The organism is Pseudomonas sp. P4_C1 (assembly GCF_056402155.1).
The window spans coordinates 1-23,701 of the sequence record NZ_JBFUHY010000012.1 but is presented as its reverse complement, the minus strand read 5'-3'; the positions used below and the strand labels follow the sequence as shown (position 1 = coordinate 23,701).

Sequence of the window (23,701 nt, the reverse complement as noted above, 5' to 3'; positions counted from 1 at the left end):
CACCATGTCCCTTGTACTTCAATTGCGTAGCGAACGCGCCAAACTCAATGAGTCGCTTCAGGCTCTGGCAAAGCTTGAGTCTGGCGGTGAAACCCTGTCGGCTGAGCAACTGACTCAATTCACCAGTCTGGAAGCTCAGTTCAATGCGCTGACTGACAAAATCAGCCGAGCCGAACAGGCTGAGCGAATGGCCGCCGCCAGTGCGGTACCGGTCAGTGAGTCGGCGCAAGGCCGCACCGGTCCACCACCAGGTTATATTTCCGGTTCGGGTCCAGCTGATGCGCCAGGTGTGCGCATGGCTCAGATGGTTCGGTTGCTGGCCGCTGCCGGTGGCAATCAGCATCAGGCCGCTCAAATGGCAGAGCAAGGTGGTTATTCCACCGATGTTGCCATGGCTTTGAGCACCGTGACGCCGGGTGCCGGTGGTGTGTTGGTTCCTCAAAACTTTGCAACCGAAATCATTGAAGCTCTGCGCCCAATGTCGGTTGTGCGCAAGATGGGTACCCGGAGTCTGCCATTGAACAATGGCAACTTGACCATGCCGCGAATCACCGGCAACACCATCGTGACCTACATCGGTACCGAAACTGATATCCCGATCACCGGCATGACGTTCGCTGACACGAAGCTTTCCGCGAAAAAAGCAGCAGCGATTGTGCCTATCTCGAATGACCTGATTGCCAATGCGGGTATCAGTCCTCGCATTGACGACATTGTTGTGAACGATCTGGCAGTGTCGATGGGGCTTTCTGAGGACCTGCACTTCATCCGCGCCGACGGCACCGGCACGCTGCCCAAGGGTATGCGCTATTGGGCGCAAGCGTTCAACGTGCTGCCTGCTCCGGACGTTGCCACCATCACCCTGGAAAAAATCGACCTGTTCTGCGGCGGCATGATGCTTCGCATCGAAACGGCGAACGTGATGATGAAGGACTGCGGTTGGTTGATGCATCCACGCGTGTTCCGCTGGTTGCAATCGCTGCGTGATGGCAACGGCAACAAAGCCTATCCGGAAATTGAACAGGGTCTGTTCAAGGGTTACCCGGTTGGTCTGAGCAACCAGATCCCGGTCAACCTCGGTGCCGGCGGTAACGAGACCGAATTCTACTTCGTCAACTTCGCAGACATGATGATCGGCGAAGACATGGACCTGACGATCTCGTTCAGCAACGAGGCCTCGTATAAGGACTCCGAGGGCAACATGGTCAGCGCCTTCCAGCGTGACCAGACTCTGGTCAAGGTAATCGCCAAGCACGACTTCGGGCCACGCCACGTGGAGTGCATCGTGGTCGCCGTCGCCGTGAAGTGGGGCGCCGGCATGTAATCCCTTTGCCCCGCTTCGGCGGGGCTTTGCATATCTGAGGTCGAAACGATGAGCGATAAAGTTGTGGTGCGGTTTCTGAAAGCCTGGCGTGGTTACTCGGCAGACGAGTTGGCTGGGTTTGACGAAGAGGTTGTTGAAGGCCTGAAATCCAAGGGCTTCGCTGAAGTCTACGAAAAGCCAAAAGCTGGTAAGACTGCAACGGCGAAAACCAGTAATGCAAAAAATGCTGGTGAAGCGGGCGCGGCAGGCTCGCCCACGGAGACGCCAGGCGCAACGTCAAATGGTGATGGCGGCGAAGCGAGTGCGGCTACCGATGACGACGCGAAGCCGTAAGCCATGGCCCGTCGAATCGAGTACTTCGGCGACCCGGTCCTGACACTGGAACAGGTGGCTTTCCAGTGTCGGGTTGAGCCGGAGGATATGGAGCCGGCGCTGATTGAACAGATCATCATTCCCGGCGTGACCACTCAGTGCGAATCGAAAACAGGTGCTTCGATTCGCGGTGCCGTTTACGAAGAAGAATGGCCAGCCGATCGGCAGAGCGGGCATGCCTTGGATGTTGGGCAGGCCAATGAGGTCGTTTCGGTGTTGTCGCAGCAGCCAGACGGAACATGGACCGAGCAGGCCGGACCATTCGAGTTGCAGCAGGACCAGCGGGAAAGCTTTCTGTTCTTCCCCGCAGCCCGGCCCAGCGGCCGGCTACGGATTCGCTACAAAGCAGAGCTCGATCTTGACCTGAATCCGGGCGTCCGGAACTGGTTGTTGATGGCGGCCGCGACGATCTATCGCCATCCGGAAATGTTCTTGGTGGGGCAGACGCTGGCCGAACTGCCGTCGGCATTTCTAGATCACCTGGTGGCAGATATCACCGTACCGCCGAGGTTTTAACTATGGCCATGCGCGAACCGAGTGCGGGGGAGTTGAATCGGCGTATCACCCTACGGTTGAGAACCGACATCCCAGCGCTGGATCAGGGGCTTGACTCGTTGTTCACCGATCAGAAAAGACGATGGGCAAAGATTGAGCCGGTCGGTACCGCTGTTTATGCGAACGGTGTCCAGACCGATGTGAAGATCACCCACCGGGTGACTTTTTACTATCTGAAGGGCATGAGCGAGTCGCACGAAGTTGTGCACGGTGCCACGATTTATCGAGTGCGCCGAGTCGCAGACATGAACGGCAATCGTCGGTTTACCTTGCTTGAGGTTGAAGAGCTGGGGCCGGAACAAGCCGGGGGAGGGATCTATGGCTAACTCAGCATCCATTGACGGCTATTTGCATTTTGAAGGCTACGACAGCCTACCGCGAGATATCTTCGACAAGAAGAAAATTCGTGCTGGCATGCGCAAGGCCGGGCGGCTGGTGATGCAAAAGGCCCAGATGAACCTGGCCCTTGCCCGTGGAGAGGAAGGCTACCCGGTCAATCGCACCGGGGCGACCTTGGAGTCGATCTCTTTCAAGGTGTCTCGATCGGGTTTCCTGGTCAGGGTTGCCCCGCGCAAGACCAGTGCCATGCCTGAGTTTTATCCATCCTACTTGCACTACGGTGTGAAGAAAGGTCGTCGCCCTGGGAAGCTGGCACCCGGTAAGGGCAAGGGTCGGAAGAATCGTCGCGCCGCTGGTGCCCGCGCTCGTCTCGTTGCTGAACGGGCTGCCGGTGAGTGGCGTATCACACCCCGTGACAACTACATGGCCGATGCATTGCAGGACTCCAAAACTGACGTTCAAGCCATTCTCTCTGCGGCGTTCGCCGCGGCTCTGAGCTGATCTCCGCCAGCAGCTGCTGGCGCTTCTATCCCTGGAACAAACGATGAAAATCAGTCTGATCGTCGCGCACCTGCGTGCGTACTGCCCTGCGTTTTCCGGCCGTGTGTCTGCTGGTATCGATTGGGACGCAGTGGCCAATAGCGCAAAGCTGAGCCATCCGTCGGCGTACGTGATCGCCGCTGGTGATGATGCTGCCGGAAACGACCTACAGAACGGCATCCGCCAAGACATCACCGATTTGTTTGACGTGATCCTGGTGCTCGACAGCACCGATGAACGCGGCCAAGAAGCTGCAGATCTGCTGCACGAATTACGGGCCGGTCTGTGGAAGGCGTTAGTGGGCTGGAAGCCCGGCACCGAGTACGACCCGATCGAGTACGGCGGTGGCAGCTTGGTCTTTATCAATCGTGCTCGCGTTGTTTACCGCTTCAGCTTTGAAGCTGCGTTTCAGCTGGGCCGAAACCGGGCGTCTGACCCTGCCGAAACTTGGGAGGAGTTCGAGCTTGATGGCTTGCCGGCGCTGGAGGGCGTCGATGTCAACGTCGACTTCATTGATCCCGCTGATCCCAATCTGCAGCGTCCCGCCCCCGATGGCCGGGTCGAGGCGACTTTCTCCGTTGAACTACCGCAACCCACTGAGGACTCTCCATGAGCCGCATGACTGTGTACCCGGCCGCGGGCCGGGTGGTACCCGACCCTGAAGCCGGCGGCGACCTGCCCGCGGAGGGGCGTGAAGTCCCGCGTGACGCCTATTGGCTGCGCCGCCTGCAAGACCTGGACGTCACCCTCGACGCGCCGAAGAAGGCCAAAACCACCTCTAAAACCCCGGCTTTGTCCGAACCAGGGAGCGCTGAATAATGGCGATCAGCTTTAACACCATCCCCAGCGATCTGCGCGTTCCGCTGTTCTACGCCGAGGTCGACAATTCGCAAGCCAACAGCGGTGGGTCGAGCATGCCGCGGTTGATCGTGGCGCAGGTCAACGACGACGCCACTGCGTCGGAAATTGGCCAACTGACCTTGGTGTCGAGCCTGGGCCTGGCCAAGAGCATCGGCGGCATCGGCTCGATGCTCGCGCAGATGTACGACACCTGGCGCCGTAGCGATCCGGCCGGCGAGGTCTGGTGTCTGCCGCTTAAGGGCACCGGAGTCAAGGCCTCCGGCACCGTGACCATTACCGGCACGGCCACCGCCGGTGGCGAGCTGAGTCTGTACCTCGGGGGCAGCCGCGTGCGTGCGACCGTGGCCAAGGGCGCGACCCCGACGGCGGCGGCTGCGGCGTTGGCGGCTGCGGTGAATGCCGCCGGGCTGGCGGTGACGGCGGTGGCAGCCGTCGGTGTGGTGACGCTGACCTGCAAGTGGTCCGGCCTGAGCGGCAACGACCTGGCGTTGCAGCTCAATCGCTTGGGCCGTAACAACGGCGAATCCACGCCGTCGGGGCTGACGGTGGTGGTGGCACCGATGACCGGCGGTGTGGGGACGCCTGACGTCGCGGTGGCCTTGGCCAGTCTCGGTGACGAGCCGTTCGAGTTCATCTGTGCGCCGTGGGCTGATGCCACTTCGCTGGATGCCTGGAAAGCCTTCATGGACGATTCCAGCGGGCGCTGGAGCTGGGCCAAGCAACTTTATGGGCACGTCTACACCGCCCAGCGCGGCACCCTCGGTGAGTTGGTGGCGTTGAGCGCGTCGCGCAACGATCAGCACGCGACGATTCACGGGTTTGAAGCCGGCTGCCCCGATCCGGTGTGGAACGTGGCGGCGGCCTATGCGGCGCGTACCGCGGTGTTCATCTCGGCCGACCCGGCACGGCCGACGCAAACCGGTGAGCTGTCGGGCATCAGTCCGGCGCCGGCCGGCGAGCGCTTCACCTTGACCGAGCGGCAGTCGTTGTTGAACCGCGGCATTGCCACGGCCTACTTCGGCGGCGGTTCGCAGCGCATCGAGCGGGCGATCACCAGCTACCAGTTCAACGCCTTCGGTCAGGCGGATGATTCCTACCTGGACAGCGAGACGCTGCACCAGTCGGCGTTTGTCATCGGCTACCTGAAGTCGCGGGTCACCAGCAAGTACGGCCGGCACAAGTTGGCCAATGACGGCACGCGCTTCGGTGCTGGCCAGGCGATCGTCACGCCGAACGTGATCCGCGCCGAAATGATCGCCGGCTACTACGCACTGGAGCAACTGGGCATTGTCGAAAACGCCGAAGCCTTCGCGGCCAATCTGATCGTGGAGCGCTCCAGCACCAACCCGAATCGGCTCAACGTGCTGTACCCGCCGGACCTGGTCAATCAGCTGCGGATCTTCGCGCTGCAGTATCAGTTCCGCCTGCAGTACGCGGTCTGACGTCACCCCCGTTCATAGCCCGCCGCGTGCGGGCTTTTTTGTAGGAGAGAGGCCATGGGCCAGAAAGTTGCGGGCACCGTCTACATCAAGGCAGACGGCGTTCAGTTCACCGTCACCGGCGGCGTGGAAGTGCCGCTGAGTGACAAGAAGCGCGAGTCGGTGGCGCCTGGCTTTTTCAAGGAAGAAGACCTGGTGGCGTATGTGAAGGCCACCGTGGTCGATTCGCCGGATCTGCCGATCAAACAAATCATGGCGGCCACCGACCAGACGGTCACCGTCGAGTTCAAGAACGGTCGGGTCTACGTGTTGGCGGGCGCCTATGTGGTCGACGAGCCGAGCGCCAAGGGCGATGACGGCACCATCGACATCCAGTGGGATGGCAACAAAGGGGGCTTCCAATGAGCCAAGTGACGACCTACACCCTGGCCGCGCCGATTCAGGCGCATGACCAGGAAGTGCTGGAACTGACCCTGCGCCGTCCGACCGTGGTCGAGGTCCGTGCGATCAAGGCGCTGCCGTACAAGATCGACAAAGATGAAGACGTGTCGTTGGACATGGACGTGTCGGCCAAGTACATCGCCATCTGCGCGGGGATTCCCGCACCGTCGGTGAACCAACTGGACCTCTCGGACCTGAACAAATTGGGCTGGGCCATCGCGGGTTTTTTCATGACTGCGGCATCGGTGAAGTCGACGACCTGATTGCCGTGGCCTATGACCTGGCCTTTTTCTGGAAAGTCGGACCCGAACAAATGATGGTGCTCCCGCTGGATACATTCGCCGAGTCGTTGGCGAATGCCCAGCGCATTAATCAAGTTCAGCAGGGGTAGGGTATGGCCGATAAGTTTCAACTCAAGGCGCTGATCACCGGCGTCGATAAGCTGTCACCGACCCTGGCCGGTATCCGGAAAAACGTCGCCGGCTTTCGCAAAGGGCTGGAGCGCACCGGGCTGGGCAAAATCGGCTTTAGCGACGTGGTCACCGGCGGTGCCTTGGCAGCCCCGTTCATTGCCGGGGCCGCGGCGGCGATTGAATTTGAGTCGGCCCTGGCGGACGTGAAGAAGGTGGTCAACTTTGACACCCCGGGGCAGTTCAAGCAGATGGGTGAGGACATCGGCAAGATGTCCGAGCGGCTGCCGATGGCCGCCAATGACATTGCCAAGATCGTCGCCGCCGGGGGCCAGTCGGGCATTGCCCGGGAGGAGCTGCTGGGCTTCGCCGAGGCCGCGGTGAAGATGGGCATTGCCTTCGACCAGAGCGCCGACGAAAGCGGCAGCATGATGGCGACGTGGCGCACCGCGTTCAAAATGACTCAAACCGATGTGGTCGGGTTGGCGGATAGGATCAACTACCTGGGCAACACCGGCCCGGCCAACACCAAGCAGATTTCCGCCATCGTTACGGAGGTCGGGTCGCTGGGTGAGGTCGCCGGTCTTTCGTCGGGGCAGATCGCCGCGTTGGGCGCGACCATGGCCGGCGTCGGCGTGAAGCAAGATGTCGCCGCCACCGGCATCAAGAACTTCATGTTGGCGATGACCAAGGGCTCGGCGGCGACCAAGAGCCAAACGGAGGCTTACAAGGCGTTACGGCTGGACTCCAAAAGCGTTGCTGTGGCGATGCAAAAAGATGCCCAAGGGACCATGCTGGATCTGCTCAAGCGCATTTCGCAGGTCGATAAAGCCAAGCGTCCAGCGTTGCTCACCAATTTATTCGGTAGCGAATCGATCTCGGCCATCACGCCGCTGCTGACCAACTTGGAGTTGCTTGAGAGCAACTTGCAAAAAGTCGGCGACGCCTCGAAATACGCCGGCTCGATGGATACGGAGTACGCCTCCCGCGCGGCCACCACGGCCAACAACCTGCAGCTGTTGCGCAACGCCGCGGCCAGCGTGGCGCGGGCGGTGGGCAATGCCCTGCTGCCCGGGATCAACACGGTAGTGGATAGCCTGCGGCCGATGATTTCGACCGTGGCCGAGTTGATCCAGGCCAACCCGCAGTTGGTCAAGGGCCTGGCCATCGCCGGCGCGGCCTTTACCGCGCTGCGTATTGGGGTGTACGCCGCGACCGTGGCCACCCGGGTGTTGGGTGTGGCCTTTGCGGCGACACCGGTGGGCATCATTGCCGTGGCTATCGCCGCGGCGGCCGGGTTGATCATGGCCAATTGGGACACGGTCGGGCCGTTCTTCACCGCATTGTGGGAGCTGATCAAGGCGCTGGCCACGCCGTTCATGGACTTCATGAAAACGGTATTTGACTGGTCGCCGCTGGGCATGATCATCAAGCATTGGTCGCCGATCACGGCCTTTTTCAAAGGCTTGTGGGAGGGCGTCAAACCGTACCTGGAACCGATCATGAGTTTCTTCGGGCTGGAGGAGGGCGGCGCGGGGCTCACCGCCAAAGTGGCGAGTTACGCCGAGGAGCAACGCCAGCGCAATGCCGGCGCCGGCGGCGGTACCGGCGCGTTCCTGCAGGCCAATGCGGTGAGCCTGGCGAAAAATCAGCAGAGCCAACGCAACCTGACCCAGACCGGACTCGACCCGGGCCAGCTGTTACGGCCTCCGGTTATGCCGGCGCCGGGCGCCCTGCTGCAGCAAGGCGCGGCGAACAACCGGGCGCAGCTGGAAGGCGGCCTGGTGATGCGCTTCGAGAATGCCCCGCCCGGCTTTCGAGTCGATCCGGGGACCAGCAATCAGCCGGGGCTGTCGATCACCCCGAAGGTGGGCTACCGCACGCTAGGGAGTAATCCGTGATGAGTGAATGGCGCGACCGCAAACAAGGCGCCTCCTTTCGAGGGGTGCCGTTCCTGGTGGACAACGACAGCGTGCCTGTCGGTCGGCGCACCCAGTTGCATGAGTTCCCGAAGCGCGATCAACCCTTTGTCGAAGACCTGGGGCGGCGCACGCGGCAGTACAAGTTCACCGGCTTTGTCGCCGGCGATGACTTCCTGGCGCAACGCGACCGGCTGCTGACCGCGCTGGACACGCCCGGCGCCGGTGAGTTGGTGCACCCGTGGTTCGGGCGCCTGACGGTCACCGCCGGCGAGTGCGAGTTGTCGCATGCGCGCAATGAACTGGGCATGGCGCGCTTTAACCTGGTGTTCATTGACGGCATGCTGGAGTTCCCGGTGCAGTCGCCGAACACCCGCCGGGCGCTGGCGGCGCAGGCACCGAGCCTGCTGGGCTCGATCAAGGGACGCTTCAACGCGGCCATGGCCCCGGTCGATTTGGCCCGGCAACGGACCAGTGCGGTGCGCGCGGCGCTGTCGGGGGCCATGGGTTTTGCCCTGAAGTTCCTCAGTCCCGGTACCGGCTTGGGCAGCGATATCAGCGGTCTGGTGTCCTCGCTGATGAATGGCCCGGGCGCGTTCGCCGACAGCCTGCTGTCCGGGATCAGCGGCCTGCAGCGCGACTTCGGCGGCTACGGCTCCAGTGGTTCGTTTAGCGGCAGCAGCGCCAAGGCGACGGCGGTGTCGTCACTGCAGGCGTCGGCACCGGTGCCGGATGATCCGGAGGTCGCGACGATTCAGCGCGCGGTGATTGCCCTGGTGCAGGATGCGGCGCTGTTGGATGTGCTGCTGGACATGGCCGAGGTGCCGGTCGCCATCCGTCAGGGCGTCAGCGAACCGGCGGCCGTGGACGTGCAACTGGCGCAGCAAGGGGCCACGGTCGAGGCCGGTACCGAGGTCGAGACGGCGGTGCCGGTGGCCGATGATGTGCTGGCGGTGCGTGACGCGATCAGTGAGGCGTTGTGGTCGGTGGCGGGGGAAAGCCCGGCGGAACACTTCGGCGTGCTGAGTGAGGCGCGTGTGGCCTTGGATCGGCACTTGACCGAGGTGGCGCGCAGCGGAGTCGGTCTGCGCAGGTATGCCCCGGCTGAAACCGTGTCGGCCCTGGTGCTGGCTCATGCGCTGTATGGAGATGCGCTGCGCAGTGGCGAGATCGTTGCGCGTAACCGCGTGCGTCACCCGGGCTTTGTGCCCGCCACCGAACTTCAAGTTGCGAAAACCTAACCATGGACGAGCTGAACAAAGTCACCCTGAGCGTGGGTGGGCACGACTACGCCGGTTGGAAAAGCATCAGCATCGGCGCCGGCCTCGAACGCCAGGCGCGGGACTTCAACCTGGGCGTGACCTGGCGCTGGCCGGGCAGCGCCGAGGTGCCGGTGCGGATTCGCCAGGGCGAAGCGGTGGAACTGCGCATTGGTCCGGATCTGCTGTTGACCGGTTATGTGTTCAGTACGCCGGTTCGTTACGACAGCGAGTCGGTGACCCTGAGCATCAGCGGCCGTTCGCGCACCGCGGACCTGGTCGACTGCGCCGCGATCAATCAGCCGGGGCAATGGCGCGGCCAGAGCGTGCAAACGATCATCGCGGCGATTGCCGGCGAATACGGGATCAAGGTGGTCAACGATGCCGCGGTGACCTTGGGCCTCGAGGACCACACGCTGGAGCCGGGCGAGACGGCGTTTGAAAGCATCGACCGGCTGTTGACCCTGTCGCGGCTGTTCAGCACCGACGACGGTCAGGGCCGCCTGGTGATTGCCCGAGCGGGCAGCGCAGGGCGGGCGGTCGACACCCTGGAGCTGGGCAAAAACCTGCTGTCCGGCGATACCGCGTTGGACTTCTCCAGCGTGTTTTCCGAGTACGTCAGCAAGGGCCAGCGCAGCGGCAGCGACACCAGTTTTGGCGCCGCGGCCAGCGAGGTCGAAGCGCGCCTGAGCGACCCGCGCATTGCCCGGCGGCGGGTGAAGGTCATCCAGCAATCCGGGCAACTGACCGCGGCGCTGGCCCGCGAGCGGGTCGAGTGGGAGCGGGCCAGCGCCGTCGGTAAGGCCTTGGCCGTGAACTACGTGGTGCAGGGCTGGCGGCAAAGCAACGGCGCGTTGTGGCGGCACAACATGCTGGTGCGGGTGGTCGATCCGTTGATCGGCCTGGACCGCGACATGCTGATCAGTGAAATCAGTTACGAGCTGGGCGAGCAGGGCACCACGGCCAAGATCAGTGTGGCGCCGCCGGAGGCCTTCCTGCCGGAGCCGAACGACGCGCAGGCCAAACGCAAGCTGAAGAAAGGCAAAAAGAGCGACAACTTCGAGTACCTCATTCCAGCGGACTACAAAGCATGAGAAACGGCATCGCGAACTTTCTGGCACGCGGCGTGGTGGCCTTGGGTAACTCGGCCAGCAAACTGCAAAGCCTGCAGCTGCGGCTGTTGGCCGGTGAGGTCAAAGACAACGTGGAGCACCTGGAGCCCTATGGGTTTACGGCCTGCCCCCTGGCGGGTGCGGAGGCGCTGGCCGGGTTCATCGGCGGCGACCGCAGTCACGCGGTGGTGATCGTGATCGCGGATCGGCGCTTCCGCCTGCAGGGGCTGAAGCCGGGCGAGGTGGCGCTGTACACCGACGAAGGCGATTTCATTCACTTCAAGCGCGGCCGGGTCATCGACATCGAAACCGTGACCCTGAACGTCAAGGCCACGGACTCGGTGAACTTCGACACGCCGCTGATCACCAGCACCGGGCGCATTGAGTCGGCGGGCGATCAGATCGCGGCCGGGATCAGCCAGGTCAATCACCAGCATGACGGTGTGAAGCAGGGCATTGAGCAAAGCGGGCCGCCGGTCGGGGGTGACGCATGACCCGTGAAGAGTTATTGCGCCGCTCGGTAACCATCAGCCTGTTCACCTGGCGCCGGGCCGGGCCGGATGACGCGGTGGACGACAGCGACCGTAAAGGCTGGTGGGGCGACTGCGTGCCATCGGTGGCCGGCGACCGGATCGGCTCGCGGCTGTGGTTGTTGGCCCGCCGCACGCTGGTCGCGCAGACGCTGCAGGACGCCCAGGCCTATGCCGAAGAGGCGCTGGCCTGGCTGCTCGATGACCAGATTGCCACGGCCGTGACGGTCACGGCCGAGCGGCAAGGCAACGACCGGATGAACCTGCGCGTGATGCTGACCGAGCAGAGCGGCGAAACGCTGGAACTGAATTTTGCAGACACCTGGGAGTTGATCAATGGCGTATGAGATTCCGACGCTGCCGGCGCTGATCCAGCGCACCGAGGCCGATTTTGAGCGCAACGCCCCGGATGCCTTGCGCCGCGCGGATGCCAAGGTGGCGGCGCGAGCACTGAGCGGTACGGCCTTCGAGCTGTATGGCTATCAAGACTGGATCGCGCGCCAGTCCAACCCGGCGACGTGCGATGAAGCCATGTTGTTGCGCTGGGCCGAATGGCGCCTGGAGGGCGGGCGCAACCCGGCCGTGGCGGCCACGGGGGCGGCTTCGGTGATCGGCTCCAGCGGTGCCCTGGTCGATGCTGGCCAGCTCTATCAATCGGAGGACGGTCGCCGCTATGTGGTGCTGCATGCCGTCACGCTGGTGGCTGGTGCGGCCACCTTGCAAGTGATGGCCGAAGCGGTGGGCGCCCTGGGCAACCTCGAGGCCGGCAGCCTGACGGCGGTGACGCCGGTGATGGGCGTCAACGCGACGGCCAGCATTGGTCCCGATGGCATCGTCGGCGGCACTGAAGAAGAGGCGTTGGAGGCGCTGCGCGAGCGGGTGCAGGCGGCCTTCAAAAACCCGAGCAAGGTCGGCAACGGTGCCGACTTTGTCGAGTGGGCCTTGGAAGTGCCAGGCGTCACCCGGGCCTGGCCCTTGCCGCGTTGGATGGGGCCGGGCACGTTTGGCCTGGCGTTCGTGCGCGATGGCGATCCCAACCTGATCCCCTCGCCGGTGCAGGTCGCCGAGGTGCAAGCCTACCTGGAGCAAAAGCGCCCGGTCACCTCAGAGATTTACGTCGTGGCGCCCGAGGCGCGGCCGATTGATTTCAGCCTGCACCTGGTGCCGGATGGCCTCGCGCTGCGCGCGGCTGTCACGCAAGCCTTGCATGGCCTGATCGTCGACGAAGGCGGGCCCGGCGAAACGCTGCGGATTACGCATGTGCGCAACACCATCAGCAACACCCCGGGGGAAACCGACCATACCTTGAGTTTGCCGGCGGGGGATGTGCTGCTGGGCGCTAATCAAGTGGCCGTGCCGGGGGTGGTCACATGGCTTTAACCGAGGCGGATTACCTGCAGCAACTGAGCCAGCTGTTACCGCCGGGTCCGGCGTTTGATCCGGAGCTAGAGCCGGACTGGGCGCAGATCGTGGCGGCCCTGGCCCCGGAGTTGGCCCGGGTCGATGGCAATGGCGAGGCGCTGTTGCTGGAGTTGAACCCGGCCACCGCCACGGCGTTGTTGCCGTATTGGGAGGGCTATCTGGGGTTGCCCGATGTGTGCACGGTGCCTGGCTCGCAAACCCTGGAAGAGCGCCGCCAGGCGGTGATCGACAAGCTAACCGCGACCGGGGCCCCGCAGCTGAGTTACTACCGCAAGTTGGCCAGCCAGGTCGGTATCACGACCACCATTGAAGAGTTTCGACCCGCCCGGGTGGGGCCGACCCAGGCCGGCGATTTTCTCTATGGGGATGGCTGGTCCTGGAGCTGGATTGCTTCGGTGCCGCTGGAGGCCTACGGCACGCCAGAGGCGGCCGCGCTGGAGTGTCGGCTGCAGCGTGATGCACCGGAGTACACCGACGTGGTGCTGGGCTTCGGCAAGGATGTGGTCGAGGGCATTGCGCTGAAAGTGGACCAACTGTTCAACGCCATTCATTACGTGATTCCGGCCGCTGTGGCCGGTATCGAGGACCTATAGCATGCAGAGAATTTCTAGTTGGACCGATCTGGTCACGGCCTTGGGCCTGTTTCGTTATGGCTCGGTGGTCGGCGGTGTCGCCCCGACGCCGTTGAAGGCCGAGTGGTTGAACATGATCCAGGAAGAGCTGGCCAACGCCATCCTGGCCTATCTGCCGGCGCTGAACGCCAATGACCCCACGCAACTGCTGCAGGCGATTCAGGCCTCGGGCGCGAACTTCGCCCTGAAGGCCACGACGCTGGCCGGCTACGGCATTCTGAATGCCTACACCAAGCCGGAGGCGGATTGGCTGTTGTCGCAGAAAGCCAACAACGCCATCACCCTGGCCGGCTATGGCATCGGTGATGCCTACACCAAAACAGCCACCGACGGGCTGCTGGCCGGGAAGGCCAACAACGCCATCACCTTGGCCGGCTACGGCATTGGCGATGCCTATACCCAGACGGCGGTGAACGCCCTGCTGGCGGAAAAGCAAGCGCTGATCGACGAACTGGAAGCGACCAAGCAGGACAAAAACACCGCGTTGATGGCGCCTGTTGGTTGGCGGCTGGATAAGGCCACGGGATTGCTGGAGCAGTGGGGCGACGGTTACTGCGCCACGGACGGTGCGACCTCCCCCATAGACTTCCCGACGCCCTTTGCCGAGGTCTACAACTGCTTTGGTAACAAGGTGACGCCTAACAGTGAGGACGCCGATGGTAACGCTGCCGGTGCGCAGGCCCTCAGCACCACGCAGTACCGGCTGTTCAATGACTCCGTAATGTATGGGGTCACCATCCATTGGCGCGCGATTGGCCGGGCTCCAGGGTACTAACCCGGACTGGCCCGCGCCGCCTTCATCCGCTCAAAGAACACCCGACCCGCTCCGCGGGTTTTTTTCGCCTGGAGAAACATGCATGACTGATATTTCAGCGTTGGAGGTCTACGCCGGCCAGTTGTCGGAAGCGGCGGCGTTGGCCACGGCCTCGGCGGAAACGCAGCGGCAGGTTGTCAACGGTGATGCGCTGACCGATGTGCCGACCGAATCGGGGTCGGTACCGACGCTGGCCAAGCAAGCGGTGTTGGCCCAGGCCAAAGTCACCGCGGCGCTGGAGGAAGTGGCCTCGCAGATGGCCGGGGCGATGACCTATGCCACCACCGCCCTGGGGCTGGCGGGCACTAACAACGGCGGATATTTCAGCGTGCCGAGCCCGGACAGTCTGGAATCCTTGATTCTGTACCAAAACGTCTTTGGCGTTCCGGTCGATGTCAAGCACCTTTTGAGTGCCGCGGTCAGCACCTTGACGCTGAATTCGGGGAAGGCCTTTCCATTGAAGTCGGCCAACCGTGCCGGCGCGGTCAGTGCTGAGCGGCCGACCGTCAGCAAGGCGGTCATCGACATCAAAGTGATCGGCAACCCGGTGGGCAAGTTCGTGCGCTTTGCGTGGTACGGCAACGGCACTGTGGCGTTTGGCGCACCTGACTACGGCATGATCTTTGAGACGGCCGATACCGCGACGTATCCCAGCACCGGCGTAGCGACTCAGGTCGTCACGCGTGTCACCCCATGGGTTGAGGTTGCGGTCAGCGGTACTATCGTGACCCGGATCTACCGGTCTACCACGGTAGAAGGTTTGCTGATCTCCATCACCTATGACAAGGCGGTGTTTGACCAGACGTTGGGGGCCGAGGTGGTCCTGAATGGCGTGGGCTCACCCGGTTACAGTTGGATCATTGATCCGGCCTGCTACATGCCGATGCAGGCTGCACGGGTGCTGGATTCGCTCAAGGTCAACAGTGCCGTCAACTTCCCGCTGGCCAGTTACAGTCGTGCCGGGGCGGTCAGCGTGGCAGAGTCCCGTCTGAACCGGGCTATTCTGGATGCCAAGATCACCGGCGTGGAGGAAGGCAAGTTGGTGCGTCTGGCCTACATGGCCAACGGCACGACCGCCTTTGGTGGCGTCCCGAACTACGGCTGGATCATTGCGTTGGCGGATGCGGCCACCTACAACACCACCGGGGTGACCACTGCGCTGGTGGACCGCACCGATCCTTGGCAGGAAGTGCCCGGCGAAGGGACGCTGGTCACGCGCTATTACCGGCAAACCAAGCAGCCCCAGGGCGGCATCACTATCGCGGTCACCTACGACAAGGCCGTGCTGGCCGAGATCGATGGTGAGCCGATCGTCATGAACAACCCGACCTACCCGGCCTATAGCTGGATCTTCGACCCAGCCTGTTATCGCCCAGCCGAGAAGCCGGCAGCCGCCAAGACCAAGGGGCTTCTCTATTCGGCCACGGCCGATGAACTGACGGTGACATGGCAGTACTCGGCGGCCAAGCTGATGCGGATCAAGATCGGCCGGTACGGTCCTAACCTGCTCAATGACATCGGCGAGATTGCCGAACAGGCGAGCAGCACCCTAACCTTTGGCGGTACGTGGACCGTTTTGGCCGGTCGTTTTACCGACTGGATTGGCCCCTATCAGGTGACTGCGGTCAATGGCGGGGACGGTGGCGGCACCGTTCAGTCTACGGGGGGTAATCACCCGATCGACAACACGTCCACGACCACCGCCGAACAGATCAGCCGCGAGGTGTATGCCGATGGCGGCTTGCTGGTTACCGGCAATGGCCAAGCGGATGAGATAGTAATCTCGTGGGCCAACCGCGTCATGGGGCACAACACCATGACCACGGCGCGGCGCTATATCCTGCGGGAAGACCTGATGCTGCGCATCCGCCCCGGGTCTTTCGAGGTGCATGGAGAAATCACCGCACTCGAAGATATTCTGATTGGCAACTACTTCGGCTTGCAGTGCTATGACCCGGGTCATGCGGATACCATCCATTTCTTCAATGGCCAGGACGGCGGTCGCGTCGCGGTTACTCCGACCATCGCGCAATATTCTGGCAATCCGGCGACCTACCCGAATGCATGGGGGGTGTCCCTTCGCGGCAGCGAACGTAACCTGACGCTGTGGATGGATCGTACCTACGGCATGGCAGCACCGGGTTATCTGCCGGTGACTGGCGTGAGCGGGTTGATCTTCCATCAGGCGAACTCCAAGAAGGCCTATCACCAGTTGCTGGCCCAGGGTAAGCCCTTGGCGTTGGCGAGCGGCGCATCCGACTGCTGGCGGGGCGGCTATATCTTCTCGCCGAACCTGTCGGCTTCCGCCGACCTAGCGCAGCGCTACTACAACGGTGATGTGCCGGCCTACCTGGTAGCAATGACCGCCGCTGGATCGGCAAAAGTCACCACGCCGCTGGCAGATGCTAACCGCAAGGTCACCCAGGATGGCAGCGGAATGACTGTGCCCGGATACATCCCGCCAAGCGGTCTGTCAGTGAAGGCCACGGGTTATAACGTGACCAAGCTGTCTATCACTTAATCCACCGATTTCTAACCCCTAAGTGCCCGCCCCCGAAGCGGGTTTTTTTTCGCCTGGAGAAAAGTAATGACGGTATCCGAGAAAGACCGCGACATCCTCGCCCGCACGTTGTGGGGCGAGGCCCGCGGCGAATCCCTGGCTGGCCAGATCGCCGTAGCTTGGACAATTCGTAACCGTGTGTTCGACGGTAAGGCCAAGTCCTGGTGGGGCGAGGGCTATGCCGGTGTGTGCCAAAGGCCCTACCAGTTCAGCTGCTGGAACAAGAACGACCCGAACTTCGCCTACCTGAGTGGCGCGAAACAGATTCCTTTCCGCGAGTTAGCCCAGGCACAGATCGCTGCCGACCAGGTGATCGATAGAAAGGTGCCGGATCCCACCGGAGGTGCCACGCACTACTACGCGACCACCATGCCCAAGCCGCCGGCCTGGGTGAAAAGTGCCAAGGAGACGTTGAGGCTCGGCCATCACGTCTTCTTCAAGGATGTGCCATGAATTCTGCCACATTGAAAGTCGCACTGGCTGGCGCTTTGCTGCTGGTGCTGGCCACCGCTGCTGGTGTCTGGAAGGTTCAGGACTGGCGCTACGGTAAGAAGCTGGCCGAGCAGGAGGGGATGCACCAGTCAGATCTCGACACCATCAGCAATGCCGCTGCCACCGCGCAACGGACCGAACAGGACAAACGTCTCGCCCTCGAGCAGCGGCTATCGGCCAGCGAACAAACCCACTACAAGGAACTGAGCGATGCTCAAACGAAACAGGCTCGCCTGCGCGATCGCCTTGCCACTGCTGATCTGCGGCTGTCAGTCCTCCTCGACACTACGGATTCAGCCAGTGGCTGTTCAGTGCCAGCCGGTACCGGCGCCGGCGGCATGGTTCATGGAGGAGCGCGAGCCCGCCTTGACCCAGCGCATGCTCAACGAATTATCGGAATCACCGACGCCGGTGACCAAGGACTGATAGCGCTGGCGGCATGCCAAGCCTACGTGCGGGCTATTGTGTCCTCCGCTCCCGTTTCTCCATGAGCAGTTTCTGGTTCTCTCGAAACAAGTGATCCCGCTGGTCAGAAACGAGCATAAGGCTGCGGACTGTCCCGGATAACTCAGAGTTCTCGATGTAGAGACGGGATACCTCGGCCTTGGCTGTGGCCAACTGTGAGCGCAGCGCATCGCGCTCACCTACCGCTTCGGCGTGCATCTCGACCAGCTTGAAGATCTTTTCCCTGGCCTGGCGCAGCTGCAGAGTCAGTTCCTCAAATTCGTTCTCATAGATCCGGAGTTGATGTCGGCAGGTTTCGAGCGGAGTCGGGCAGCCGAGCCAGTCTGAGGTGTCTTCAGTTTCGTACGGGTCCACGGTCACACCTTGCGCTAGCTGGTTTTATATACAGTAGTTTAGGCGTGAAGATTAGGCGAGATCAAGGTGACGAAATGCTGGGCCGTTCCGGCTTCGTAGCCTCAACATTAAAGAAAAAGAGCGACCGAGCTGGGTGCGTCAACACCCAGCCTGGCCGCCGTCCCTGCAGATTGTCCCTGCAAGTCCAGCCAAGGCTCTTGCTCCGTGCACAAAGCGCGGCGAGCCTAGCACCTGTTTATATATACAGTAAAGGTCTTGCTATCTATGTCCACACCCATCATTCCTTGGATGGGCGGCAAACGCCGCCTGGCCGATCGCCTCATTCCACTTTTTCCGCCTCACGAATGCTACGTCGAAGTCTTTGCCGGCGGTGCCGCGCTGTACTTCATGCGACCCCAGGCTGCGCCCGTTGAAGTCCTCAACGACATCAATGGCGACCTGGTGACGCTGTACCGGGTCGTGCAGAACCATCTCGAAGAGTTCGTGCGCCAATTCAAATGGGCGCTCAGTTCGCGCCAGGTGTTCGAATGGCAGAAGATGACCCGTCCTGAAACCCTAACCGACATCCAGCGCGCGGCCCGTTTTTTCTACCTGCAGCACCATGCCTTCGCCGGCAAGGTGACCGGGCAGACGTTTGGCACGGCGACCACCGGCCCGGCCATCAACCTGCTGCGGATTGAGGAAAACCTCTCGGCCGCCTGGCAGCGTCTTTCCGGTACGTACGTCGAAAACCTGCCCTGGCTCGAATGCGTCGAACGCTACGACCGTGCCCACACCTTTCACTACATGGACCCGCCTTACTGGCAGACCGCCGGCTATGGGGTGGACTTTCCGTTTGAGAATTACGAACGGATGGCCGACTTCATGCGCTGCTGCAAAGGCAAGGTGATGGTCAGCATCAACGACCACCCGGACATCCGATGTGTGTTCGAGGGTTTTCACTTCGAGACGCTGGACATTCGGTACAGCAATACCAATCAGCGTCAGGGCAGTGTAGGGGAGAGTGGCGAGTTGGTTATCACGAATTGGCAGCCGGAGATTTTTGGAGGTCTATTCTAAATACCACGGCCCAAATGTCAGGCCTGCCTGGGAGGGCAGGCTGTAGAACCGTCAACGACAAAAAGCGAGCATTTTTCGTCAGAGTTACGTTGATCTAAGTGCGCCACATTGGAGCGCCGCACTGGATTGGAAGCGCCTCGGTAATGGTTCTGAGAATTTCGATAGGTTGAACATTTTTCCAAACGTAGGGACGTAGAGGCACAGGGACCTCTCCATAAGCACCATCGTCACCAGGAATCAGCAACGTTATGATATTGAACTTATCACCCTTCGCTCGCTTTTCTATCAGTGCGTAATCTATTTCGGACGCAAGATAACCGTCATCAACAAACCTTGGTGTAACGAAAAATACCGCCGCACAGGAGTCTTGGAATCCTTGCAGGATGGCACGTTCCAGATTCGCGCCGGCCTTCATTCGGTCTTCGTCGAGCCATGGTGTTAGACCAACCGATTTCAGCGCTAATGCCACCTCCCTTACTAAGGTTTTGTCTGGGCTCTTGTGACTTAGAAATATGTTTTTGGGCTTTTGCAATTCGATGTGCTCCTCGTACTTGGTACGATCAAAATCGGTCAGCAGTTGTGCCGCTTGGTTCACTGAGGCATTCCGGACTTTCCACTCTTCCGACTCTTCTCTTACGCTATAAATCGCCGGAAAACTGATGCAGATAGGCGTGATAAATTTCTGTGTGTCCGTTAAAAAGGTGTCTAGATCGACAAGATGAATGACAGTTGCGTTCGTTTCGACACCCGGATGTTCAGCTATGAACTGTTCTTCAGGTATTCGAAAGAATTCCTGCCACTCGGGGGACTCCCTGAGTGGGTAGTGGCGATGCGCACCGCTAGATAAACATAGAAGGGCAATGCGCGCGCCTCGGACGAAGAAAAAGTCTCTGTTGAGGAGACTTTGGGTGAACCGTGCTAAAGGAGGGTCATTACCTAAAAGGTTGTCGACTTGAGTTGCTAAGTCACCCAAGTGTTCGGCATAGGGTAGAAATATTCCCTTGCCAAAATGCTTTGTTTGGCGGAATTCTGACCAGGACATTACACCTCCATTTGATAGCAGTTATATCTAGCGTGGCGGGTAGCATTTCTCCCGCTGACGAAACGGTTATCCCGTCCTTCTGATTCTAGCGTGCGCTTCCCTATCCGCGCCTCGACTATATTCGACTGACCGAGCCGAGCATTGAGGCGCTGGTACGCAGCCACGGCGTGGCAAAGCGGTTGATAGGCTTTGATCTGCGAGCGAGTGGAAGGTGACGACTTTTCTATGGGGCAAAAATGGGGCAAATCGGGCGCCAACCAATGCCATTTAATGCCAAATGAACAATAAACGCGATATGTCAAAAAAGCCCTACAGCCCTTTATTCTCAGGGCTGTAGGGCTTTTTTTCGTTAGTACTCCAACACAATCGGGGTGTGATTATTTTTGGGGTATCAGGTTTCGGAAAAAATTCATTGCTTGATCCGCGTACATGCTGGTTGACAACTCAATCAGGTTCACAGCTATGGAAGTAGCCGATGATGCGTTTTGCAAAAAGGGGACGATCAAGCGTTTCAGTAATGCGATTTTCTGCTCCGGTGGTGCAGCGGAATGTCCTTTCAAAATTGTCAATGCCTTGACGACTACTTCTGGAGGAGTATCCCGTGGTAATCCCAGCGTTTCCAGAACTGAAGGAGGGTCTCTCTCTTCGATCCCTTTTCCGCAATTGATCAGAGTGGCGCCATTGAGCTTTACATCGGCGCCATGCGAAACAGAGATGCCGGTGCGGCAGCCTTTAACATAAACATTGGAAAGATCCAAGGCCATTTTTATGCGCACTCCAATTAAGGGAGATTGCACGATAGCTTAAAGCTGGCTGCGAATGAGGGGGCGCTGAATAGTTAGGGCATTTTTAGGGCATATTGCAGGCTGATACAGGCCGTTGTAGGCCAACGGCAGCGCAGAATGATCCGGCATTTTAAGGCCTATAGCGGCCCCAAAGGTATACGTTTCGGGTTCGAATCCCTATCTCTCCGCCATAAATACTTAAGAAATCCCGCGAGTTAGACGCTCTGCGGGATTTTTTTTGCCTGCTGAAAAATCACGCGACTATCAAATCGACCATCAAACGATGTGCGCCATTCAATGGACGTTCATGCTTGTCCGGGGCTGTCGGTGGACGGGGCGTTTTTTCCCACGAGCGGCGCATCATGGCAGCTATTCCCTTTCGGGAAGACTCGGAACTGATCACAAGTCCGCATTGTCCGCCCTGCTACGGCGACATTAGGGTGCGGAGCGTGATTCCAGGTCTATTTCCGTCGGCCACCGCACTTTGGGGGCCAGGTGGCGTGCGAGATTGAAGTTCACACCTTCGTTGTTCCAGTCGCGAGGTGGGCGAGGGAATTGAGGTAGCGCCTGAGGGCCTTGCTGCATGAACAACAGGGCCATGGCCCAGTACATCTCGCCTTGCATGGTTCCGTGGGCGAAATGGAAGCGGTCGATGACCTGATGTGTGCCGGGTTTCACCACGGCAATGCTGACCGATTCGATCAAGCCGCCGGTGCCCATGGGACCATAAACGCTGCATACCTCGGCGCGCAGGTCATCCCAGTCGTAGACTTCCGTGCGCACTCCCCAGCCACTGCGGCTAAAGGGCCGTAGCCCATCGTGGTGGAAACGATAGACGTAGACTTTGCGGCGCAGGCGGTTGAAGCGGATGGGTTCGTCGCGGGGGGCTTGCACGTCCATTCGCCAAGCGTACACACCACCCCAAATTCCAATAATGAACAATATCGGGATGGTAAGAGTGACGATTAAGGAGGGAGATTCCCATGTTTCAAGTGGAAAGAAGATCGTGAATGGAGCACAGGACAATGCGAAAAATAATGCTGCAAGCCATGGTCCGGCCCCTCGTGTTCGGACTGTAGAGCGCCGCAATTCAAGGTAAGTGTGGTCTACATGATTGGGTGAGTTTGACAGTACTGGTGGATAAGGCTTGAGGTTAGGTGCCTCGTTTGGTTTTGGCAGATCGCGCTTCCAGCCGGGGGCCGGTGGGTCGAGCAAAGGTTCGGTGAAGAACATCATTGACCTCCGGAAGGGTTAGAGGTTGGAGTAGGTAGTCAGGGTGAGCGCCGCATAGCCCTCGTGACGAAAATAAATCCGTCACCTTTTTGTCAGGGTGAGCGTGGCACCAGCGCGTGACGCAATATTTCATGGGATCAGCGGCCTGCATCCTCAATGGAACGAGGAAACCTTGGCTCGTAACACAACAGCAGGGAGACCCAATGGCCACAGGCATGCACAAGGATCAACGGCAGTAACAGGCCATAGATCGGCACGAAGATCCACAGCTGAGGAATTTTCACGAACCGGCTGTCCAGTTGCCACACGGCCATGAAAGAGCGCCACGGCCAGGGRAATTTGCCGATGAGTTTTTTGGGTTTGGGCGCCGCTTCCGGMCCCTCTTCCATGTAGCGCCGRATGTATTCCCAGAACGCCAASAGTTCGGAGGCGTTACGGGTTGGCTTGCCCACGAAGGTGATTTCGAAGTCGTCCTTGAGATGGCCGTCGGCGTCACGGACGGAGTGGGTTTCTTTGTCCCATCCCAGCATGACGAAGCCTCCGGTGCCGTCCAGTTCGGACATCTTCGGGTTGATACAGACTTCGGCGGTGTCCCAGTCCAAGGCGACAATGCCTCCCAGGTGTTTGGGGCGAAGCAGGTAGATCTTGCGGGTGATGCGGTTGAAGCGGACGATCAGGCGCCGGGCGGTGAATGCTTCGAGTCGTAAGTAGCGAAAGACGTATTTTATGTAAAGATACAGAGAAGTTATAGGAATTAATGGAATGATATGCAGCGAAATAAAATCAATAATGCTAAGCGGAGTACTCTCGGAACCTTTGTGTTCGTTATAGTAATACGTGGCGAGGAAATAAAATGCAAGGAAGAACATCCATAGTAGTCCTGCGCCGACTCCGCCCACTATTAAGGTTATCAGTCCGCGCTTCTCATCGTTTGGAGTGCGGACATCAATGTAAGTTGGATTGTAATTATACAGTGACTCATTATCTGTAATAGCTTTCGAAATTGTTTGTGTTACACGAATGGGAGGCAGCTTTTCATTGGTCTCTTTTTGTAGGTCGGCTTCTCTTCCTAATGCTTCGTAATCAGTCGTCGCACGTCCGTCATACATGAGCCATTCAAAAAAATACATTAGAGGGTTGCCTCGATAGCTTTGTGGAAATTTTTTAGTTCTTGCTCTACGGATTTGGGGGTTCCATTGTCTCGATCTTTTCGAAAAGTACAGTGGTTCAAGTAATTCTGAAGCTCATTGGGGAGCAGCATTTCTAACGCGACGGAAGCGGCGAAAATCACCAGGTTGATTCGTATGCACCAACGCAGCATAAAAGCCATTTTCAATGCGAGTTGTGTGGACGTCTGATGGGCATATACCAAAAAACGATTTCGTCCATGTATCTGGATTAGTCGTTCCAAATACGGGGCAGCAGCTGCCAATCCGATGGCTATTGAAAAGAGGGCGGATCCAGCTTGGGCAGCAGCACGCATGAAATATACTAGGGATAAAGAGTGGTTTTCTCGAAGATGGGCTTTTTTGGCGTCGGATAAATCAAAAACCATCCCGGCTGCTGCCGCCCCCCCCCGCCAACACCCCCGCCATCAACTTCAACTGACTCCCCATCACCCGCCCGGCCTGGCGAATCGCCGTGTTATGACTTCGCTCGGCCAACCCCACCGCCACCGCCCCCAACTCCAGCCCGACCGCCGACACCGCGAGCATGGCGGCCGTCAGCTCGATGTACTCGCG

At 60.1% G+C, this 23,701-nt stretch carries 29 protein-coding genes and 1 pseudogene; 23 read left to right on the top strand and 7 right to left on the bottom strand.

What is annotated here, in order from left to right; genetic code table 11:
- The first annotated feature begins 4 nt into the window (after positions 1-4).
- The 22 genes and pseudogenes from AC1DU9_RS10665 to AC1DU9_RS10560 all read left to right on the top strand — a co-directional run bounded on the left by AC1DU9_RS10665 (position 5) and on the right by AC1DU9_RS10560 (position 17,512).
- Entirely contained in the window at positions 5-1,324 is a 1,320-nt protein-coding gene (locus AC1DU9_RS10665; protein ID WP_477810130.1) for a phage major capsid protein, read from the top strand.
- Between the two features lie 48 nt (positions 1,325-1,372).
- Entirely contained in the window at positions 1,373-1,657 is a 285-nt protein-coding gene (locus tag AC1DU9_RS10660) for a hypothetical protein (protein WP_477810129.1), read from the top strand.
- A 3-nt stretch (positions 1,658-1,660) separates the two neighbouring features.
- Positions 1,661-2,212, top strand: a complete 552-nt coding sequence (locus AC1DU9_RS10655; RefSeq protein ID WP_477810128.1) for a hypothetical protein — start codon at positions 1,661-1,663, stop codon at positions 2,210-2,212.
- A gap of 2 nt (positions 2,213-2,214) precedes the next feature.
- Entirely contained in the window at positions 2,215-2,577 is a 363-nt protein-coding gene (locus AC1DU9_RS10650) for a phage head closure protein (protein ID WP_423502817.1), read from the top strand.
- Positions 2,570-3,091 carry a hypothetical protein gene (locus AC1DU9_RS10645; protein ID WP_477810127.1) on the top strand — a complete coding sequence of 174 codons (522 nt, stop codon included), beginning with the start codon at positions 2,570-2,572 and terminating at the stop codon, positions 3,089-3,091. Before AC1DU9_RS10650 ends, AC1DU9_RS10645 begins: the two co-directional genes overlap by 8 nt.
- A gap of 43 nt (positions 3,092-3,134) precedes the next feature.
- A complete protein-coding gene (locus tag AC1DU9_RS10640; protein ID WP_477810126.1) occupies positions 3,135-3,743 on the top strand; it encodes a phage tail terminator protein in 609 nt (202 codons plus the stop codon).
- A gap of 5 nt (positions 3,744-3,748) precedes the next feature.
- A complete protein-coding gene (locus AC1DU9_RS10635; protein WP_477810125.1) occupies positions 3,749-3,949 on the top strand; it encodes a DUF2635 domain-containing protein in 201 nt (66 codons plus the stop codon).
- A complete protein-coding gene (locus AC1DU9_RS10630) occupies positions 3,949-5,433 on the top strand; it encodes a phage tail sheath subtilisin-like domain-containing protein (RefSeq protein ID WP_477810124.1) in 1,485 nt (494 codons plus the stop codon). Before AC1DU9_RS10635 ends, AC1DU9_RS10630 begins: the two co-directional genes overlap by 1 nt.
- A gap of 54 nt (positions 5,434-5,487) precedes the next feature.
- Positions 5,488-5,835 (top strand): phage tail tube protein, encoded by a 348-nt coding sequence (locus AC1DU9_RS10625; protein ID WP_477810123.1) that lies wholly within the window; start codon positions 5,488-5,490, stop codon positions 5,833-5,835.
- A complete protein-coding gene (locus AC1DU9_RS10620; RefSeq protein WP_477810122.1) occupies positions 5,832-6,134 on the top strand; it encodes a phage tail assembly protein in 303 nt (100 codons plus the stop codon). The genes AC1DU9_RS10625 and AC1DU9_RS10620 overlap by 4 nt, the downstream gene beginning before the upstream one ends.
- 131 nt (positions 6,135-6,265) lie before the next feature.
- On the top strand, positions 6,266-8,182 hold the full coding sequence (locus AC1DU9_RS10615) for a phage tail tape measure protein (RefSeq protein ID WP_477810121.1): 1,917 nt from the start codon (positions 6,266-6,268) through the stop codon (positions 8,180-8,182).
- A complete protein-coding gene (locus AC1DU9_RS10610) occupies positions 8,182-9,441 on the top strand; it encodes a DNA circularization protein (protein WP_477810120.1) in 1,260 nt (419 codons plus the stop codon). The genes AC1DU9_RS10615 and AC1DU9_RS10610 overlap by 1 nt, the downstream gene beginning before the upstream one ends.
- A gap of 2 nt (positions 9,442-9,443) precedes the next feature.
- The gene (locus AC1DU9_RS10605) at positions 9,444-10,553 is read left to right on the top strand and encodes a phage baseplate assembly protein (RefSeq protein WP_477810119.1); all 1,110 of its coding nucleotides are present in this window, start codon (positions 9,444-9,446) and stop codon (positions 10,551-10,553) included.
- On the top strand, positions 10,550-11,065 hold the full coding sequence (locus AC1DU9_RS10600; RefSeq protein WP_477810118.1) for a phage baseplate assembly protein V: 516 nt from the start codon (positions 10,550-10,552) through the stop codon (positions 11,063-11,065). The genes AC1DU9_RS10605 and AC1DU9_RS10600 overlap by 4 nt, the downstream gene beginning before the upstream one ends.
- Entirely contained in the window at positions 11,062-11,448 is a 387-nt protein-coding gene (locus tag AC1DU9_RS10595) for a phage GP46 family protein (protein WP_477810117.1), read from the top strand. The genes AC1DU9_RS10600 and AC1DU9_RS10595 overlap by 4 nt, the downstream gene beginning before the upstream one ends.
- Positions 11,438-12,481 carry a baseplate J/gp47 family protein gene (locus AC1DU9_RS10590; protein ID WP_477810116.1) on the top strand — a complete coding sequence of 348 codons (1,044 nt, stop codon included), beginning with the start codon at positions 11,438-11,440 and terminating at the stop codon, positions 12,479-12,481. The genes AC1DU9_RS10595 and AC1DU9_RS10590 overlap by 11 nt, the downstream gene beginning before the upstream one ends.
- On the top strand, positions 12,472-13,116 hold the full coding sequence (locus AC1DU9_RS10585) for a putative phage tail protein (protein ID WP_477810115.1): 645 nt from the start codon (positions 12,472-12,474) through the stop codon (positions 13,114-13,116). The genes AC1DU9_RS10590 and AC1DU9_RS10585 overlap by 10 nt, the downstream gene beginning before the upstream one ends.
- 310 nt (positions 13,117-13,426) lie before the next feature.
- A pseudogene (locus tag AC1DU9_RS10580) lies at positions 13,427-13,549 on the top strand (gp53-like domain-containing protein); the annotation flags it as partial.
- A gap of 93 nt (positions 13,550-13,642) precedes the next feature.
- The gene (locus tag AC1DU9_RS10575; RefSeq protein WP_477810151.1) at positions 13,643-13,930 is read left to right on the top strand and encodes a gp53-like domain-containing protein; all 288 of its coding nucleotides are present in this window, start codon (positions 13,643-13,645) and stop codon (positions 13,928-13,930) included.
- A gap of 82 nt (positions 13,931-14,012) precedes the next feature.
- Positions 14,013-16,490 (top strand): hypothetical protein, encoded by a 2,478-nt coding sequence (locus AC1DU9_RS10570; RefSeq protein ID WP_477810114.1) that lies wholly within the window; start codon positions 14,013-14,015, stop codon positions 16,488-16,490.
- A gap of 66 nt (positions 16,491-16,556) precedes the next feature.
- Positions 16,557-16,982: a cell wall hydrolase gene (locus AC1DU9_RS10565; RefSeq protein WP_477810113.1), complete on the top strand. Its 426-nt coding sequence runs from the start codon at positions 16,557-16,559 to the stop codon at positions 16,980-16,982.
- Positions 16,979-17,512, top strand: a complete 534-nt coding sequence (locus AC1DU9_RS10560) for a lysis system i-spanin subunit Rz (protein ID WP_477810112.1) — start codon at positions 16,979-16,981, stop codon at positions 17,510-17,512. Before AC1DU9_RS10565 ends, AC1DU9_RS10560 begins: the two co-directional genes overlap by 4 nt.
- Here AC1DU9_RS10560 and AC1DU9_RS10555 read toward each other — a convergent pair.
- Positions 17,481-17,840: a hypothetical protein gene (locus AC1DU9_RS10555; RefSeq protein WP_477810111.1), complete on the bottom strand. Its 360-nt coding sequence runs from the start codon at positions 17,838-17,840 to the stop codon at positions 17,481-17,483. The two genes, AC1DU9_RS10560 and AC1DU9_RS10555, sit on opposite strands and share 32 nt — an antisense overlap.
- A 264-nt stretch (positions 17,841-18,104) precedes the next feature.
- On the opposite strand from AC1DU9_RS10555, the gene AC1DU9_RS10550 reads away from it, so the two are divergent.
- A complete protein-coding gene (locus tag AC1DU9_RS10550; RefSeq protein WP_477810110.1) occupies positions 18,105-18,899 on the top strand; it encodes a DNA adenine methylase in 795 nt (264 codons plus the stop codon).
- A 94-nt stretch (positions 18,900-18,993) separates the two neighbouring features.
- Here the strand turns inward: AC1DU9_RS10550 and AC1DU9_RS10545 are convergent, their stop codons facing one another.
- From AC1DU9_RS10545 to AC1DU9_RS10520, 6 genes are all read right to left on the bottom strand, one after another.
- Positions 18,994-19,941 carry a toll/interleukin-1 receptor domain-containing protein gene (locus AC1DU9_RS10545; RefSeq protein WP_477810109.1) on the bottom strand — a complete coding sequence of 316 codons (948 nt, stop codon included), beginning with the start codon at positions 19,939-19,941 and terminating at the stop codon, positions 18,994-18,996.
- Between the two features lie 377 nt (positions 19,942-20,318).
- Positions 20,319-20,705, bottom strand: coding sequence for a hypothetical protein (locus tag AC1DU9_RS10540; RefSeq protein ID WP_477810108.1), 387 nt, complete (start codon positions 20,703-20,705; stop codon positions 20,319-20,321).
- 456 nt (positions 20,706-21,161) lie between these two features.
- Positions 21,162-21,959 carry a DUF6708 domain-containing protein gene (locus tag AC1DU9_RS10535; RefSeq protein ID WP_457266121.1) on the bottom strand — a complete coding sequence of 266 codons (798 nt, stop codon included), beginning with the start codon at positions 21,957-21,959 and terminating at the stop codon, positions 21,162-21,164.
- Between the two features lie 137 nt (positions 21,960-22,096).
- The gene (locus AC1DU9_RS10530) at positions 22,097-23,089 is read right to left on the bottom strand and encodes a DUF6708 domain-containing protein (protein ID WP_223463007.1); all 993 of its coding nucleotides are present in this window, start codon (positions 23,087-23,089) and stop codon (positions 22,097-22,099) included.
- On the bottom strand, positions 23,089-23,514 hold the full coding sequence (locus AC1DU9_RS10525) for a hypothetical protein (protein WP_477810107.1): 426 nt from the start codon (positions 23,512-23,514) through the stop codon (positions 23,089-23,091). The genes AC1DU9_RS10530 and AC1DU9_RS10525 overlap by 1 nt, the downstream gene beginning before the upstream one ends.
- Positions 23,504-23,701 (bottom strand): hypothetical protein (locus tag AC1DU9_RS10520; RefSeq protein ID WP_477810106.1); only part of this gene is annotated, 198 nt, incomplete at its 5' end. The genes AC1DU9_RS10520 and AC1DU9_RS10525, both read right to left, overlap by 11 nt.